Source organism: Acinetobacter defluvii, assembly GCF_001704615.3.
Taxonomy (GTDB): domain Bacteria; phylum Pseudomonadota; class Gammaproteobacteria; order Pseudomonadales; family Moraxellaceae; genus Acinetobacter; species Acinetobacter defluvii.
On the sequence record NZ_CP029397.2, the window covers coordinates 2,558,010 to 2,574,696 of the forward strand.

General features: G+C 37.4%; 13 protein-coding genes. 4 read left to right on the forward strand and 9 right to left on the reverse strand.

The window, feature by feature from the left end; genetic code table 11:
- Positions 1–9 precede the first annotated feature (9 nt).
- The 5 genes from DJ533_RS14685 to pilG all read right to left on the reverse strand — a co-directional run bounded on the left by DJ533_RS14685 (position 10) and on the right by pilG (position 8,094).
- Complete coding sequence (locus DJ533_RS14685; RefSeq protein ID WP_065994142.1) at positions 10–4,527, reverse strand: Hpt domain-containing protein; 4,518 nt, start codon at positions 4,525–4,527, stop codon at positions 10–12.
- A 136-nt stretch (positions 4,528–4,663) separates the two neighbouring features.
- Positions 4,664–6,736: a methyl-accepting chemotaxis protein gene (locus DJ533_RS14690; protein ID WP_065994143.1), complete on the reverse strand. Its 2,073-nt coding sequence runs from the start codon at positions 6,734–6,736 to the stop codon at positions 4,664–4,666.
- Between the two features lie 49 nt (positions 6,737–6,785).
- Entirely contained in the window at positions 6,786–7,319 is a 534-nt protein-coding gene (locus DJ533_RS14695; RefSeq protein WP_065994144.1) for a chemotaxis protein CheW, read from the reverse strand.
- 2 nt (positions 7,320–7,321) lie between these two features.
- On the reverse strand, positions 7,322–7,690 hold the full coding sequence (locus DJ533_RS14700; RefSeq protein ID WP_065994145.1) for a response regulator: 369 nt from the start codon (positions 7,688–7,690) through the stop codon (positions 7,322–7,324).
- 26 nt (positions 7,691–7,716) lie between these two features.
- Complete coding sequence (gene pilG, locus DJ533_RS14705) at positions 7,717–8,094, reverse strand: twitching motility response regulator PilG (RefSeq protein ID WP_065994146.1); 378 nt, start codon at positions 8,092–8,094, stop codon at positions 7,717–7,719.
- 373 nt (positions 8,095–8,467) lie between these two features.
- Between pilG and DJ533_RS14710 the strand changes: the two genes are divergently transcribed.
- The gene (locus tag DJ533_RS14710) at positions 8,468–9,022 is read left to right on the forward strand and encodes a hypothetical protein (RefSeq protein ID WP_089024788.1); all 555 of its coding nucleotides are present in this window, start codon (positions 8,468–8,470) and stop codon (positions 9,020–9,022) included.
- A gap of 209 nt (positions 9,023–9,231) precedes the next feature.
- Positions 9,232–10,947 carry a proline--tRNA ligase gene (locus DJ533_RS14715; protein ID WP_065994147.1) on the forward strand — a complete coding sequence of 572 codons (1,716 nt, stop codon included), beginning with the start codon at positions 9,232–9,234 and terminating at the stop codon, positions 10,945–10,947.
- A 42-nt stretch (positions 10,948–10,989) separates the two neighbouring features.
- Here the strand turns inward: DJ533_RS14715 and DJ533_RS14720 are convergent, their stop codons facing one another.
- The 4 genes from DJ533_RS14720 to DJ533_RS14735 form a co-directional block, all read right to left on the reverse strand.
- A complete protein-coding gene (locus tag DJ533_RS14720) occupies positions 10,990–12,075 on the reverse strand; it encodes a hypothetical protein (RefSeq protein ID WP_065994148.1) in 1,086 nt (361 codons plus the stop codon).
- A 176-nt stretch (positions 12,076–12,251) separates the two neighbouring features.
- Positions 12,252–13,727, reverse strand: coding sequence for a hypothetical protein (locus DJ533_RS14725; RefSeq protein ID WP_215900540.1), 1,476 nt, complete (start codon positions 13,725–13,727; stop codon positions 12,252–12,254).
- Between the two features lie 608 nt (positions 13,728–14,335).
- The gene (locus DJ533_RS14730; RefSeq protein ID WP_065994149.1) at positions 14,336–14,953 is read right to left on the reverse strand and encodes an L-threonylcarbamoyladenylate synthase; all 618 of its coding nucleotides are present in this window, start codon (positions 14,951–14,953) and stop codon (positions 14,336–14,338) included.
- An 82-nt stretch (positions 14,954–15,035) separates the two neighbouring features.
- Positions 15,036–15,698: an elongation factor P hydroxylase gene (locus DJ533_RS14735; protein WP_065994150.1), complete on the reverse strand. Its 663-nt coding sequence runs from the start codon at positions 15,696–15,698 to the stop codon at positions 15,036–15,038.
- Positions 15,699–15,795: 97 nt separating this feature from the next.
- Here DJ533_RS14735 and DJ533_RS14740 point away from each other — a divergent pair, with 97 nt between their 5' ends.
- Together DJ533_RS14740 and rpmF are read left to right on the forward strand one after the other, a co-directional pair.
- Positions 15,796–16,359: a YceD family protein gene (locus tag DJ533_RS14740; RefSeq protein WP_065994151.1), complete on the forward strand. Its 564-nt coding sequence runs from the start codon at positions 15,796–15,798 to the stop codon at positions 16,357–16,359.
- Between the two features lie 75 nt (positions 16,360–16,434).
- Positions 16,435–16,620 carry a 50S ribosomal protein L32 gene (gene rpmF / locus DJ533_RS14745; protein ID WP_004723964.1) on the forward strand — a complete coding sequence of 62 codons (186 nt, stop codon included), beginning with the start codon at positions 16,435–16,437 and terminating at the stop codon, positions 16,618–16,620.
- The last annotated feature ends 67 nt before the right edge of the window (positions 16,621–16,687 follow it).

Sequence of the window (16,687 nt, forward strand, 5' to 3'; positions counted from 1 at the left end):
CATCACTCCTTATTGTGCGACCAATAAATTCTGAATATTTTCTAATAAATCAGCTTCTTGGAATGGTTTACCCATATAGTTCGTTACACCTAAACTAAATGCGCGTTCACGATGTTTTTCCCCTGTTCTAGAAGTGATCATGATAATTGGTAAATCCTGATGGATTTCATGGTGACGTATCCAATTGGTTACCTCAAAACCATCCATGCGTGGCATTTCAATATCAAGCAACATCAAGTCAGGTTTGACATTTTCCAACTGCTCAATCGCATCTACGCCGTCTTTTGCTGTGATCACATCAAAATTGTGACGCTCAAGCAAGCGAGAAGTTACTTTACGTACCGTCACGGAGTCATCGACAATCATGACTAAATGACGTTGGTCACGATGACGTGTTAACTCACGTTGATCCTTCGCAACTTGACGTTTACTACTCAAAGTTTGACGCGCGATATTCTGCGCATCCAAGATCAAACAAACTTGACCATCACCTAGAATCGTCGCACCAGCTACAGCACCAATGGATGTAAATTGCTTACCAATTGGTTTCACCACAATTTGTGAACGTGATCCAATCAATTGATCTACCAACAATGCTGTATTTTTACCGGTATTATTTTTAATTAACAATACGGGTAAGGAGTGTGCAATGCCAGAAAAACGAGGCATAGCTTGGTGTGCAACAAACTCTGACAAATAGCGTAAGTTATAAGGCTGTTGGTCAATAACAAAATCTTGTTTCTGACTATTAAAATACTCTTCCAATGTACTTGGTGCAATTCGGACGATACGATCAATTTGTGACAATGGTACAGCAAATTGCTGATCACCCACTTTCACCATTAAGGCATCACTAACTGCCACTGTGGTTGGTACACGAATAGTAAATGTAGAACCTTGACCTAAGGTCGAAGCAACACTAACTTGACCACCGAGTGATTTAATTTCACTTTGTACAACATCTAACCCAACACCACGTCCTGAAATCTGCGTAACTTGTTGTGCTGTACTGAAACCATGATGGAAAATATATTGCAAAATTTCTTCATCAGTTAGATTCTGCTCTTGCTGAATTAAACCTTTTTGCAATGCTTTGGCTTTAATCACTTTTGGATCAATACCCTTACCATCGTCTTTAAATTCAACCAGTACATCGGTACCTTGACGGCTAATGTTTAACTCAATACGCCCTGTTAATGGTTTATTTAAACGCTGACGTACTTCGGTTTCTTCAATACCGTGGTCAACTGCATTTCGTAGCATATGCTCTAAAGGCGACATTAACTTTTCAAGAATATTTCGATCCAACTCACCTTCTGTATTATGTACAATCAGCTCTGTTGGACGGTTTAAGGTCGAAGAAGTTTGACGCACTAGGCGTTGCAAGCGTGGTAATAAACGGGTAAATGGCACCAAACGAGTCCGCATTAAGCCTTCTTGAATTTCAGCTTGAATACGTGCTTGTTGTAGTAATAAGCCTTCTGTATCGCGAATTTTTTCTGCCAGAGTGGTTTTGAAATCCACCAAGTCGGATGCAGATTCTGCGAGTGATTTAGACAACTGATTTAATGATGAATATTGGTCCATTTCCAATGGATCAAAATCAGCATAACGTGAATTTGAATCGCCATGTTTTGCAATAATCTGGGATTCTAGCTCTCCTTCCATTCGGCGCAATTGGTCAGCCAAACGTTTTATCGCCAACTCCATTTCCACCAAAGTATTACCAAATTGTCCTAAATCCATCTCAATACGAGAACGGTTAATGGAGTTTTCGCCCGACAAATCAATCATTTTTTCGATTAAATCTGCCGAGATACGAATCATCTCATTATTATTTTCATTGAGTTCAACTTGTCCCCATTCACCGAGCATAGATGGTGGCTCACTACCATCGCCCTGAATAAATTCAACTACTGGGTTATCCCAAAGAACATCTCCACTGGTCAGTCTTTCTGGCAATTGAGCAGAAACATCCACATACTGAATGTTTTTCAAAGCCGATTTAATTGAATCAAAATGCGCATATTCATTTAATAAAATAGCATTTTTCAACCAATTAAATGCTTTTAAAATGAGCTGATCATAAGCATTTGAGTTAAAGTTATGTAAACCAAAACGCTCAAATGTATTTTCCAATTCATACGCAATTTCAGAAACTTGCGTATTATTGACCATTTTCGCCCCACCTTTTAAAGTATGGGCAATACGTTGTAATTGTAATAACAAACTACGATTACTGCGCTCATCAAACCATTTACTTAGTATCTCATTCGCACGAATTAATAATTCATCTGCTTCTTCCACAAAAGCTTCTTGAGCAATACTTTCCGCAATCTGCTCATCACTCATTTCGTGTTCAGCGCTTGAAACTGTTTCAGATGGACTTATAACATCTTGAACTGTTTCAGAAAGTGTCGGCTGTTCGATTTCAGCAGATTCTACTTGCTCTACAATTGGTGATTCTACTGTCGGTGTTACACTGAAAATCTTATCAATTGGTTGTTGCTTTTCAATCGCCTGCAAAATTTCAATGACATGCGTTGCAGGATAATCAATCCCTTGCTCACGAATAACTTGGATACGCTCTGCTATCTCATCCTGAATCATACGAATAGTTTGCATCAAACCTGTATTTACTGTGATTTGCTGCTTAATAATTCGCTCATAAATAGACTCTAAATGATGGGCAATTGAACCGATATGTTCCGCTTGCACCATATTTGCACCACCTTTTAAAGTATGCAAATAACGCATCAAATTATTTAATGAGGTTAGATTTTCATTATCAGCAAACCAAGCTGATAGATCTTGATCGATTCCCACCAAAAGCTCATCAGCTTCTTCAAGAAAAATATCCAAAACCTCTGCATCAAAGTCTTTGAAACTTTCAGCCGAATGAAGGTATTGCTGATCTTTTATAATCAACGAATAGATTTGATTGCTATTAAACTCAGCCTCTACTGCCTGCTCCACTACTGGCCGTTCAACAGACTCAAACTCAGTATTTGTTACAGTTTCAGCAGCGAACAACTCTAGATCTTGCGTTACATAGTCATGTAATTGTTCTAAAATTTGTTTACTTTGCTCTGATAAGACAACCCGTTGCCCTGAAGCCAAAGCATCAAACAAATGAATAAACTCTTGATGTGCTTGGTTAAACAATTCAAAAGCATAGTCTGTATTTAATAGACTTTTTTCAACTAAAATATGTTCATATGCGGTTTTTAAAGCCAAACTAATATCATGAATACCTTGAGCAGCCCGATTATCTGTATGTTCAACTAATACATTGGCTTCTTGCAGTAAATTTTCAAAATATTCTGGATAATCTGTTTTTGCTCTTTGATCAAAATCGAACTCAGCATCTAACAAATGTTCGATGTTTAAATCTACCAATTGTGAAACTAAATCTTGCTGCTGTTCATTTGGCTCTAAACATTCCGTTTGGAAATCATAACGTTCCCAAGCATCATTAAACTTTTGATAAATAGCCTGTTGCTCAGCAGCATTATTCTGAGTCAGGGTATGTAAATAATCACGAACAAATTCAGTATAATGCGTCAACAGAGCATTTTCATTGGTACTGTGTTGCGTATCATCTTTCAATAAGACTTTAAACAACTGCTCAACTTTACTACTGGCATGAAACACATCATCTACATGCGCCATCGCAGAACTACCACGAAGTGTATGTAATGCACGGATAAGTCGATTATAATGATCTGAAGTATGTTTTTCGATGCTTAAGAACGAGTCAATTGCCGCCAAATGTTCTTCAGACTCTTCAATAAAGATTGCAATAGTCTCGGCCAGAAATCGACGATCCTCAGCTTCTTCAACCGCCTCCTTATTCTCATCACGTGAAGCAGGCATCGGCACGACTTCGGGTTGGACAGGAGGGGTAACTGTTACTGGTGCAATTGCATCTTCGCTTGAGCTCGGAAGCTCTTCGACTTGAGCCACTTCAACCTCAGGTACATCAATGCTAGCATCAATTGAATCTTCTAAGCCTGTGACCACATCAGGACTATTTAACTGCTCTGAAAGCACCAAGAGTTCTTCAAGGGCGGGTTCAATACTTAAGTTTTGTTGAAACTGCTGTCCCAACAAAACCAATGGTCGTAAGTCCAATGGGTGTGCTTGTACTTTGGCAAAGTCATTATACAGTTTAAATTTATAGATATTAAATACTGCATTTACATAGCGTTGGATCGACGATGTTAAGTCAATACTTTTTGAAATAACGCGATTTAAGGTATCTTCTACAGCCCAAGCCAACTCACCTGACGACTTTGCTCCAACCATCCGACCAGAACCTTTTAAGGTATGGAAGTTACGGCGAATCACCGTCAAAAGTTCTGCATCTGAAGGATCATTTAACCACTGATTTAATAATGGCTGTATATTTTCAATAATCTCTTCAACTTCTTCCACGAAAATTTCTAAAATTTCTGGATCTTGATCCACAAACTCATCTTCAGGAAGATTTATATTTTCCACTAAATCTTTTAATATTTTTTTCATAGCTCAGGCTTCTATACTAGTTCCTTTGAGGGACTAAAACCTATCAACATCTTAGTTTGAGTCAAATTAAGTGATCTAAGCGTCATTAATACCATCAAGGAATATCTAAACTCGATACTCCTTGATGATCACTGATTTATTGCTCTGGTAATTTAAAGTCAGATACAGATTGACGTAATGAATCTGCCATATTTGCCAACTCAGATACCGAACGTGCGGTATCGAACGTAGCCGTTGTCGTTTGCGAGGTAATCTCTTGTACAACGTTCATCGTATTTGCAATATGACCTGCTGAAGCTGACTGTAACTTGGCAGATTCTGAAATGTTTTCAATCAATTTCGCCAAATTACTTGATACGTTTTGAATCTCATCCAAGGCAACGCCGGCATCTTTTGCCAAGTTTGCACCACGCACAACCTCAGATGTTGTTTGTTCCATCGAGATAACCGCTTCATTGGTATCTGTTTGAATAGTTTTTACTAATGTTTCAATCTGTTTGGTTGCTGATGCTGAACGTTCAGCAAGACGCTGTACCTCATCGGCTACCACCGCAAAGCCTCGCCCTGCCTCACCTGCCATCGATGCTTGAATCGCAGCATTCAATGCCAAGATATTCGTTTGGTCAGCAATATCGTTAATTAATGAGACAATATTACCAATCTCTTGTGAAGACTCACCCAAACGCTTAATACGTTTAGATGTTTCTTGAATTTGCTCACGAATGGTATCCATACCCTCGATAGAGCGGTTTACCACTTCAGCACCGTTGGATGCAATCTGTACAGAACGCTGTGCTACGTCTGCCGATTCGGTCGCATTGGCAGATACGTGTTCAATGGATTGTGCAATTTCATTAATTGCTGAAGAAGCCCCAGCAATTTCTTGCGCCTGATGCTCAGATGCTTCTGCAAGCTGGTTAGTAATAGATTGTGTGTTTTGGGTATAGCTTGCAACTTCTTGAGAAGTTTCATTGATTCGTGATACAAGATCTCGCAACTGGTCGATCGCAAAGTTAATCGAATCGGCAATTGCCCCTGTAAAGTCTTCCGATACTGTTGCGTACGAACTTAAGTCACCATCTGCCAAGTCGGCAATTTCATCAAGCAATCGTAAAATCGCATTTTGGTTACGGTCATATTCATCTTGTAAGCGTGTTACACGAACTTTATCCGCAGCACTACGCAATGTTAAAAGCTTGAATACTGAGAATAAGAAAATCCCTAGTGCAATTAATAAAATTGAACCGAGGATAAAACTCAATACACTTGAGCTACCACTTAGGTTATTTAAATCTTTTAAAAGTTGATCTGATTTTGTAAAAACATTACTAGACGCTTGACGCACTTTAACAATTTTTGCAGAGTTTTGAGAAATACTATTTGCTGCAGTTTTTAAAACATCATTATAGTCGGTTTTAATACTTTCTAATGATTCTCGCATAGACGGTTGATCAATACGAGTTACACCAAGTTCGGTATTCCCATTTAATTGGGCATCCAAATATGCACCAAAAGTTTCAGTATCCGCATTGAAGTCATCTGCAGATGCACGGGCATTTTCAGAGCCACTCAATACTGAAGAAATAGAACGTAAAATACGTTCAGCAATGAACACTTGGTTTTTTGCGATAACTACCTGAGAACTCGGCATGTTTTCACGTGCCATTTGGTTCACCATCAAGTTATATTCTGCCTGAATACCAGGAATCGCATCACTCATTGTTAAGTTAGTATCATACAGTTGATTGATTACTTTTTGTTCTGATGCAATCAAAGAAATATCATTTGATACTTCAGACCATAACTTCTCAACTTTTTTCATTTCTTCATTTGATGAGTGAATATCTTTCACTGTTTCCAAGTTCTCATCAAATTTCTTTTGTGAAGCAACAAGATCTTTAATCGCCTCTTCTTTACCTGAAGCAGTTGCTTCAGTTGCTTGGCGTGACATGGTTTGCGAAAGTAATTTTAACTCACCAATACTACGGGTTAAATCATTGTTTCGTGGAACACTATATAACAATGTCAGCAAACAAATTACAGCAACCACCATCGTTACTAAAGCTGCAATAATATACGGCTTAGATTTATCGCTTTCACCAAACAGCTTAGAAAATTGATCCAATTGTGCTTGCAATCTAGATGCTGCAGCTGGATTGTTCTTCTGTGTGTTTTCAGATGTGTTTTTCTTTTTTAGCTTAAAGCCCATTCAGCTTCTCCCCGAAACGCATAACTTAACATTAAGCGTAGAAATTCGTTTATATAAATTTTTCCGATGCATTCATGTACTTGGGATCTTTCAATAACTGACTAAATAGGAATATATTCCATGCACGATTATGCTGCTGAAAATACCCTTGACAGTAGGTTTGTAGTTTTTTCTCTAAATTGTTATTTTCTGAAAAAAAACCTTTTTTATTAAAATGTTGAATCCCCAAAACTTGATCTACAATCAAACCCACATAATGATCATGATGACTAATGCATAAAACTTTTTGTGTTGGTGTAAACTGACTTCTTTGCCCAGAAATAAAATGGGTCAAATCTGAAACAGACAGTAAACGCCCCCGAATATTTGCTAATCCTTTGACCCAATTTTGCACATTTGGAACTGAGGTACATTTAGGTGGATAAATTACTTCGGTGACTTCACCTAATGGAGCAACAAAATATTGCCCCATCATTTCAAATGCAATGCCTGACCATCTATTTACTTCGCTTTCTTTATCCACGTAGTTTTGGTTACCACGTTTTGATAATCGAAGTAGTTCGATAAATCCATTTGCTGCCATAATTATCCCGCAGTGAGATGTTGCTTAATCACATTGATTAAAACATTCTCATCAATAGGTTTAGTTAAATAATCACAAGCCCCTTGACGCTTTCCCCAAACACGATCTGTATCTTGATCTTTGGTACTTACAATGACCACTGGAATATGCTTTGTCGTAGCACCACGTGCGATTTGGCGAGTTGCTTGAAAACCATTTACCCCAGGCATTACCACATCCATTAAGACCAAGTCTGGTTGTTCAGCTTGCGCCAAGGTTACTCCATCTGCACCATTATTGGCTTCTAGCACATCATAACCGTGTTTACTTAAGATTTCTTTGAAACGATACATCTCTGTAGGAGAGTCATCAACAATTAGAATTCGTGTCATTTTATTCCCCCATTCAGAATTTAATCTTAAACATGTTTCCGAATAGCATTTAATAATTCATCTTTACTGAACGGCTTAGTCAAATACTCGTCAGAACCCACAACTTTACCTTTTGCCTGATCAAACAAACCATCTTTACTAGATAGCATAATCACAGGAATATTTTGATAATTTTGAGAGTTTTTAATGAGTGCACAAGTCTGATAACCGTCTAGTCTCGGCATCATAATATCTACGAAGACAATGTCTGGATTGGCATCAGCGATTTTTGAAAGTGCTTCAAAACCATCTACCGCTGTAATAACTTCACATCCTTCACGTTGTAACAGCGTTTCAGCCGTACGACGAATCGTCTTAGAATCATCAATAACCATGACTTTTAAACTTTGGAATTTCTCTTCCATTTAATACCCTTCCCCATAACTTTGGAGTTATTGAGACTCCAAATACATTTATTTTTCAAATTTAATTTATCAGTCCTATTTAACATAGATTTGCGCTATTTATCAATCTTGATTTCACAGAAACTTCAGATTAGTGCTGAAATACGCTATAAATCACCAATAAGTGTCAATTTAGAATTGCTAAAGCAACTTATATTTTTAAAATGTATTATTAATCTGTAAACTGTTCATCTGTGCTATAAAAATTATTCAATTAATATTGCAGTGTTATTTGGGAGAAAGAATGCTACAAACAGTTTTAAAGCATTTAAAAATGACAAAATATTTTAAAATATTTTGCAAAACCTGTCTTATTAGTGGGCTAAATTTCATTATGCTCTCATCAAGCATGGCTGCTGATGCTCAACCTAAAGCTGTTTGGTATCGTTATTATGATAAAGGTGTAGCCAATATTAGTAGCACCGTCACTCCTGCACACATTCGCCATGGTTACGAAGCCCTAGATGCCAACATGCAGGTCATTCGTCGGAATAAGCCGTATAATGCTGAAAAAGATGCTCAACAATCTACTGTACGTGCCGCCCAAGCTAAACAATATGAACAAGACGCTCGCCTAAAGCGTGCTTACGGCAATAGCTCAGTTGCAATCAATAAGCGTAATGAACAACTTGCAAGCATCAAAAAACAAATTTCTCTCCAACAAGCACAAGTAAAACAATTACAAAGTGACCGTTTATTATTAAAAAGACAGGAAATGGAGTATTTCCGCAAGGGTACAACCGTACCTTTTGAACTAAAACAATCACTTAAATACAATAGTGATCGAATTATTCAAACCAAAAACAATATTGAGAATTTGCAAAAAAATTATCAGAACACGCAAACTTACTACAACAACATTATTCAGCGTTTACAAGCAATGGAATAATGTCTTATTTATCTACCTAAATAAAGTTTAGCACTTGCTCACCCAGCTGCAATCCCTTCACGCACATACTTTCAAAGTTCAGAGACAACTCAGGACTCTCCTTCTTGTTTCTTTGAATAATTTTTTGTAAAAGCACATAATCAAATGTCCCCTTGTAGGTTTTATCGTATAATCTGCGTTTTAATGCTTAAAATTTTAGGATAGTTTCCATGCGCGCGAGTCGCTTTTTATTTGCAACGTTAAGAGAAACCCCAAACGATGCTGAGGTTATTTCACATCAGCTTATGTTACGTGCGGGTATGATTCGTAAATTGGCTTCAGGCTTATATACTTGGTTGCCGATGGGTGTACGTGTGCTCAATAAAGTTGAAGCGATTATTCGTGAGGAAATGAATCGTGCAGGTTCTTTAGAAGTGTTCATGCCCGTTACTCAACCTGCTGCATTATGGGAAGAGTCCGGTCGTTATACTCAATATGGCCCTGAACTTTTACGCTTTAAAGATCGTCATAATAATGATTTTGTATTAGGTCCAACGCACGAGGAAGTTATTACTGATTTAGCACGTAATGAACTAAAAAGTTATAAGCAACTTCCTGCAAACTTCTATCAAGTACAAACTAAATTCCGTGACGAAATCCGTCCACGCTTTGGCGTGATGCGTTCACGTGAGTTTATCATGAAAGATGCCTATTCTTTCCATGTAGACCAAGCATCATTACAAGAAACCTATGACCGAATGTATGATGCTTACTGTAAAATTTTTACACGTCTTGGTTTAGATTTTCGTCCTGTTCAAGCCGATACAGGTTCAATCGGTGGTTCAGGTTCTCATGAGTTCCATGTACTTGCATCAAGTGGTGAGGACGATATCGCTTTCTCTTCAGAGTCTGATTATGCTGCTAACGTTGAAATGGCGGAAGCAATACTTGTGGGTGAGCGAGCAGCACCAACGCAAGAATTAAAAATTGTAGATACACCGAATCAAAAAACTATTCTAGATGTTTCAGAATTTTTAGGTACAGATCCTGCACACTCTGTAAAAGCGTTGCTCGTACAAGGTATCGCAGATGTCAAAGATCATGTACCTGTGGTTGCACTGTTCCTTCGTGGAGATCATGAGCTTAATGAAATCAAAGCAGAAAAACACCCTTTGATCGCAGCACCTTTAGCATTTGCAACTGAAGCACAACTTCAAGAAAATGGCTTAACCGCAGGTTTCTGTGGACCTCAGGGTTTGATTGAAAAAGGTTTAACCGTGATTGTTGACCGTGCTGCTGCTGTGCTTTCAGACTTTGTTGCTGGTGCAAATGCAGTGGACAAACACGCAACTGGTTTAAATTGGGACCGTGATGCACAATTCACTGAAGTTTATGACTTGCGCAATGTGGTTGAAGGCGATCCTTCTCCAGATGGTAAAGGCACAATTTTGATCAAACGTGGTATCGAAGTTGGTCATATTTTCCAACTCGGTCAGAAATACTCTGAAGCGCTTGGCTGTAAAGTTTTAGGTGAAGATGGTAAGCCAACGGTTGTAACCATGGGCTGTTACGGTATCGGTGTAACCCGTGTTGTTGCTTCTGCAATCGAGCAAAATTTTGATGACACAGGTATCATTTGGCCTGCTGCGATTGCACCTTTTGAAGTTGCAATCGTGCCAATGAACGCACATAAGTCTCCTCGCACCTTAGAAGCTGCTGAAGCTTTATATGCGGAATTACAAGATGCTGGTTTTGATGTTTTACTTGATGATCGTAATGAGCGTCCAGGCGTAAAATTCTCCGATTTAGAACTTACAGGAATTCCACATCGTATTGTAATCGGTGAAAAAGGTTTAGACGCTGGAACTTTTGAATATAAAGGTCGTCGCGATGCTGAATCTACCCACCTTTCTAAAGAAGAATTGTTGGCAAAAATCGCAAAATAATTTTAAATAAAAATATAAAAATCCCGCTGAGTGCGGGATTTTTTAGCAAAATTTGAGTGAACCGTAACAGTTTTTTGCTGGCACTTGTGCTAAGTCTATCCCCTGCACATCAACTTGTGTTCCAAAAATTGCTCCAAAAATTGCTCCAACACCACTTAATGAAACTTGCTGAGTAGCTTTTGCATTTTCAATTGTTACCTCAGGCAAGGCTAACCACCAGCCTCTTTGCGCAGGAACTGCATTCCACCCTGATGTGGCTGTCGTTGGCCACGTAACACTTTGTTTTTGTAAACCTAGATAAAAATCTTTAGTTCCTGTCCCATCAGCAGACTTTAAAGCTATTTGATGAATTGCCTTTAAGGTTTGGTTTTTTAAATGCACATTGTTAAGTGTTAAACCTAATATTGTGGCATCTGCTGTTAAAGGACCCAAATCATCTATCTGAGAATCTCGATTAAAAACTAAAGTTTTTTGAGTATCTCTTACTGTGGCAGATCCATACAACCAAAGTCCTAGACATGCCCCTAATACCAATGCACCACCACAAGCCCTAATATTGGTCATTTGTGTATTTTTTAAATTTAATGTCAAATTTCCTGATAAAGAGTTTATACCAGTGTCATCACTTGGATCTGAAGTATTTGAATTTGTTCCTATTGAAAGCAACCCCAATGCCTCCAAAGCTCCAACCCGAAGTCCCACAGTTTCTCTAGTAGACGCTTTATCAGGATTATTAATAGCAAACTCAATAAAAGGATTTTTTAGTATTGCATCACTTGCCGCATATTCCCCATTAACAGGATTCAATCCAGTTAAACTTAAATTATCAATATCTATATCACAATTCCCTGGACCATTTACCCCACCACAACCAAGCTGTAATTTTTTAATATTCGCATTGATTGCAATTTCAGCCTCCATACCTAATCTATAAAAACTAAGCCCCTGAGAACTATTATCTGTTCTAGTCAAACTATACAAAGCCTGCCCCTGCGTTGCAGACAATTCCTCATCTGTCATTTGAACTAATTGCGTATTTTTATGATTTGAGTTAATAGAACTTTCCACTTGGTTTGCATAAGTTAAAGATGCAAACATAGATAACATGAAAATAGATAGTTTTTTCATGAGCTTATCATTCCCTTTATTTTTTGTTTTACATTTCTCATTTTTAAGCAATTATCTTAGCTTTTACATAATAAAATTAACATAAATAAAAGAAAATTTAATCACGCATTATGTTTTTTCAGATAATTGACATAAAAAAGCACCATAAATGGTGCTTAAAAGTTTTTCCAAAAACTTCAACAGAATGTTAAACCTCCATAACAGTTCCGATATGGTGCCGCTAATTGAGTAATATTGCCATCTCGCGCAAAACTATTACTAGCAATATTTGATACTAAAGAGCTTGTTTTTTCATTAATATTTAAAGTAAAGCCATTCGGAATATACATACTCCACCCTGCATTTACTGCAGCTGCATAACCAGGATATTGTATATTTTGCTTAGATATAGCTAAACCAAATGCATTTGAATTTACATAAAGTTGATGAACATTACTTAAATTAAAAGGTAGTTGATAGGTACTTAGTTGACTTGTATTTGTTCCCAATCCACTTGCTAACTGTTGTTTCACATAATTTAATGCAGCAGGTTTTACAATTCCTAAAATTGCATCTTTAATTCCCTGACTCCATCCACTAATATTCATTGAATCAATACCACCACAAATAAAAAAAGCACATATTCCTGCTGTTCCTTGATTAAGTGACAAATTAGTTCCAATATCGTCAACCACAGAAGATAAATTTAAACCCTGAATTTTTGCTTGAGTCACTCTATTGCCATTTACCAATACATTTAGCCCATTGCGACTTACAGTTCCATAATTAATAGTTAAATGCGTAAAATTAGTTCTTGCCCCAGCTACTGGAGGGCCTAAAACATCTACACCTTGTGGATTTAATCCCATATATGCACTTGCATTTTGCCAATAACTATTAGATTTTTCTGTCATTCCAACGTTTGTTTCACCTTGCATTGTTAAATTTGCTATTCCCGTTAAATAACCACTAAATGTATTCAATGCACCAAAGCTCATTGGTCCACTTACATTTGCTCCACCTAACCGAACTCCTACAACTTCACGAGTAGAAGGACTGTCCGCATTTTTGATTGCAAACTGGAAAAATGGATTTTTTATTACGAAATCCAATAACTGATTTTGATTTGTGTCTCCAACTGCAGGACTATTAGTTAAGGTATTATTTAATAAAGATGTAGGAATATTAGCAGATGCTTCTTGTGAGGTAATATATTGACCATTATTAATATATTGTCCATTAGGTTGGCTTGCATTAGACTTAGGTAGTGTTATACAAATACCAGCTGAATTCGCAACACATCCTAATGAAAAGTTTTGAATATCAATATCGCATTTATCTGGGCCATTTACTCCACCACAACCTACCTGTAATGATCTAATATTTGCATTTAATCCAATATCAGCTTCCATACTTAAAGTATAAAAGGACAATCCACCTTGTTCTTGTCGATTTAAAGAATATAAAGCTTGTCCTTGTACTTCAGAAAGTTCATCATCACTCATCTTAACCAATGTAGGCAGTTTGATATCCACTAAATCAGGAGTTGGAGTTATAGTATTGATTTGAATAAAATCTTGAGTTATTGCTTCACTCTCATTTAAGTTAATAGCATGAGCACAAGTGAATGACATAAATGTTGAAAATATAAATAATACAGAAAATCTTTTCATGTGATCATCATCCTTGTTTTATCGCTCAAAACTTTTTAAAAATTATTTATTTTTACATTTTATAAAGTTAACATAAAACAACAAAAATAAACATTTATTGTTTAAATTTCCGATAAAGATCACTAAATTTACTGAAATAGCATAAAACAGCAACACTATTTTTTTATTTTAATTAACAGAATATTAAACCTCTATCATAGTTTCGATATTTTGCTTAACGTATAGTAAAGCTGCTCTTCAAGCCATCCAGTAAGCTTGAAATATTATTGAATAAGTTACTTAATTTATTATTCATATTCCAAGTAAAAAAGTAGGTAAGACATATTTCCCATTCATTTATAGTAGAAGTATAATTCGGATGATATAAGAAAAATTCTTTGGGAAAAATCCTTTCGATTTTTTAGAGAATCTACTGCTTTTTGAAACACTATCTACATCTGATTTTTCTCAAAAAAAGCAACCTTAAGGTTGCTCAATTACATCAAAAAAAATTCATCAACTTTAGGTAAATACCAATCAATCAGGGTTTATGTTAGTCAGCGCAGTATTAGATTCCGTGAAGAATTTTTGGATAAACTTCTATGTTTTTTATTTTCTAATATGAGATCTTATTCAAATGCACTCACATCCCCCACACCCCGACGCACGATTTCAGGATTAGCACCAGATAGATCAACAATACTCGTAGTCGTAAGTGTGCCTAAACCACTGTCAATAAATACATCTATACGTTTTTCCAGTTGCTGCTCAATATCAAAAGGATCATCTAAAGGCTGCTCCTGATTCGGTAAAATCAAAGTACTGGTCAGCAAAGGCTCACCTAACTCTTTCAGTAGCATTTGACATACCGCATTGCTGGGTACACGCAAACCAATAGTTTTCTTTTTAGGATGCATCAGACGACGTGGTACTTCACTGGTCGCAGGTAAAATAAACGTGGTCACTGCTGGGGTATTAGCCTTAAGCAAGCGATACATTGCATTGTCAACTTTTGCATAAGTTGCAATATCTGATAAATCAGCACAAATAATGGCATATTGATGCTTTGGACCCAAACCTCGAATTTGTGTAATGCGTTCCATCGCATTTTTATTTCCAATCTGACAGCCTATCGCATAAGCAGCATCCGTTGGATAGACCACCACATCGCCAGCACGAATGCGTTCCACAGCTTGACTAATTAGACGAGGTTGTGGGTTGTCAGGATGAACTCTTAAATGCAGCATATTTTTCTCTCCTGAATATTTTTCATTCATTATCACTTGCTTAAAGTAACAGTTGCAATCTCACTATGTTGATTTATGTAAATTAATCAAGCATTTCACGCTGAAATTCAACAATTTGTAATGTTTTGCCACTTCTTGTGCAAGCACAGACCTGCTCAATAAAATATTTTGCATCTCGAGGAAGTTTGGCTTCACCTGAAAAATAACGTTGCACTTGGACAAAAACATTATCCTTAAATATCGTACCATCTCCACCTTCACCCGTAAGATTGTCTAAAGATACACGAAATTTTCGCCCAAAGGCTTGAGCAAATAACCATTCAATAGCTTGTGGTTTAATCTCAACTTGCTCAAACAGTGCTTGCTGTTCAGCAGAGCGACCATCGGGTGCATACCAATAACCTAAATCTGGTAATAAGCGGCGCTGTTCACCTGCTATTGTCCAATGACTGATTTCATGTAATGCGCTATTAAAATAGCCATGCGCAAACTGAATACGGGCTGGCATATCTTTTGTTGCTGGAAAATATTCAGGTTCGAAATCACCACGAACAAGTTGTACATTTAGGTGGGAAAACCATTGATTAAAGTGTAAGATAAGCCAATCGACGTGTTGAGCTTCTGTATTTAAATCATTCCACTGTAAACGTTGCGCAGCATTTGATTTTTCAGCAGAATTTAATGTCGAAGAAGTGTTTAACTGTAATGAAGTTTTGACTTCAGGTTGCGGCTGCAACTGATGCATGACTTGAATTACCCAAATGATCTGTCTAAATAAGTACAAAATTGTATCTTAATCTTTGACAGAGTACCGATGAATTTGTAGAATTGCCGCCTTAATTATGTCAGCAAAAACCTTTCCGGCACAGATTGAGCCGTTTAAATGGGCTGAACAGGGCTTTACATGGTCAGGTACACTGCCATTGTCTCGCTGTGTTCGTATTGCTCGTGAAGCTGTTGGATCAATTGATGATCAATTGGTCAATATAGACTGTACACTATCAATGGATGCCTATCATCGCATCGTATGGTTAGATGGTCACGCTGAAACCAAAGTTCCAATGGAGTGCCAACGTTGTTTGGAACCTGTTGAAATTGAGCTTAGTTCAGATTTCCATATAGCTTTGATCGATGATGAGTCACTGATAGAGCGCTTGGATGAGGATGCTGATTACATCGTCTTAGGCGAAAGTGAAGCGACTTCTCAGGGAGATTACGCAAGTAATACCCCTGCGACAGCTGATTTACTTTCACTAATAGAAGATGAGTTGATAACGTTGATGCCTATGTCTCCTAAGCATACTGCTTGTGAACATAAACATCAGCCAGTCGATCAGGACATTGTTGAAGAAAAACGGGACAATCCGTTTGATGTTTTAGCAAGTTTAAAAGGTAAACTTAACTAATTTTTATGTTATAATGGTTAGTTAAGACAACCGAATTGTTCTGATCCATTTTTTCGATCTTTGTAAGGAGCCATCATGGCCGTTCAGCAAAACCGTAAAAGTCGCTCTCGCCGTGACATGCGCCGTTCACATGACGCTTTAACCGAGAATGCATTAACCGTAGACCAAACTACAGGTGAAACTCACCGTCGTCACCATGTGACTAAAGATGGTTTTTACCGTGGTCGTCAATTATTCGCTAAAGCAGCTGATGCTGAATAATTGTTGATAATGCATTAAGCGAAAGCTTAGTGAAAAAATTGGGAGCATTCAGCTCCCTTTTTTTTAC

Excerpts from the sequence above, each read along its gene's own strand:
- DJ533_RS14715 (WP_065994147.1), top strand. The coding sequence starts at position 9,232 with ATGCGCGCGAGTCGCTTTTTATTTGCAACGTTAAGAGAAACCCCAAAC.
- DJ533_RS14730 (WP_065994149.1), bottom strand. The coding sequence starts at position 14,953 with ATGCTGCATTTAAGAGTTCATCCTGACAACCCACAACCTCGTCTAATT.
- pilG (WP_065994146.1), bottom strand. The coding sequence starts at position 8,094 with ATGGAAGAGAAATTCCAAAGTTTAAAAGTCATGGTTATTGATGATTCT.
- DJ533_RS14685 (WP_065994142.1), bottom strand. The coding sequence starts at position 4,527 with ATGAAAAAAATATTAAAAGATTTAGTGGAAAATATAAATCTTCCTGAA.
- DJ533_RS14720 (WP_065994148.1), bottom strand. The coding sequence starts at position 12,075 with ATGAAAAAACTATCTATTTTCATGTTATCTATGTTTGCATCTTTAACT.
- DJ533_RS14725 (WP_215900540.1), bottom strand. The coding sequence starts at position 13,727 with ATGAAAAGATTTTCTGTATTATTTATATTTTCAACATTTATGTCATTC.
- DJ533_RS14695 (WP_065994144.1), bottom strand. The coding sequence starts at position 7,319 with ATGGCAGCAAATGGATTTATCGAACTACTTCGATTATCAAAACGTGGT.
- DJ533_RS14710 (WP_089024788.1), top strand. The coding sequence starts at position 8,468 with ATGCTCTCATCAAGCATGGCTGCTGATGCTCAACCTAAAGCTGTTTGG.
- DJ533_RS14700 (WP_065994145.1), bottom strand. The coding sequence starts at position 7,690 with ATGACACGAATTCTAATTGTTGATGACTCTCCTACAGAGATGTATCGT.
- rpmF (WP_004723964.1), top strand. The coding sequence starts at position 16,435 with ATGGCCGTTCAGCAAAACCGTAAAAGTCGCTCTCGCCGTGACATGCGC.
- DJ533_RS14735 (WP_065994150.1), bottom strand. The coding sequence starts at position 15,698 with ATGCATCAGTTGCAGCCGCAACCTGAAGTCAAAACTTCATTACAGTTA.
- DJ533_RS14740 (WP_065994151.1), top strand. The coding sequence starts at position 15,796 with ATGTCAGCAAAAACCTTTCCGGCACAGATTGAGCCGTTTAAATGGGCT.
- DJ533_RS14690 (WP_065994143.1), bottom strand. The coding sequence starts at position 6,736 with ATGGGCTTTAAGCTAAAAAAGAAAAACACATCTGAAAACACACAGAAG.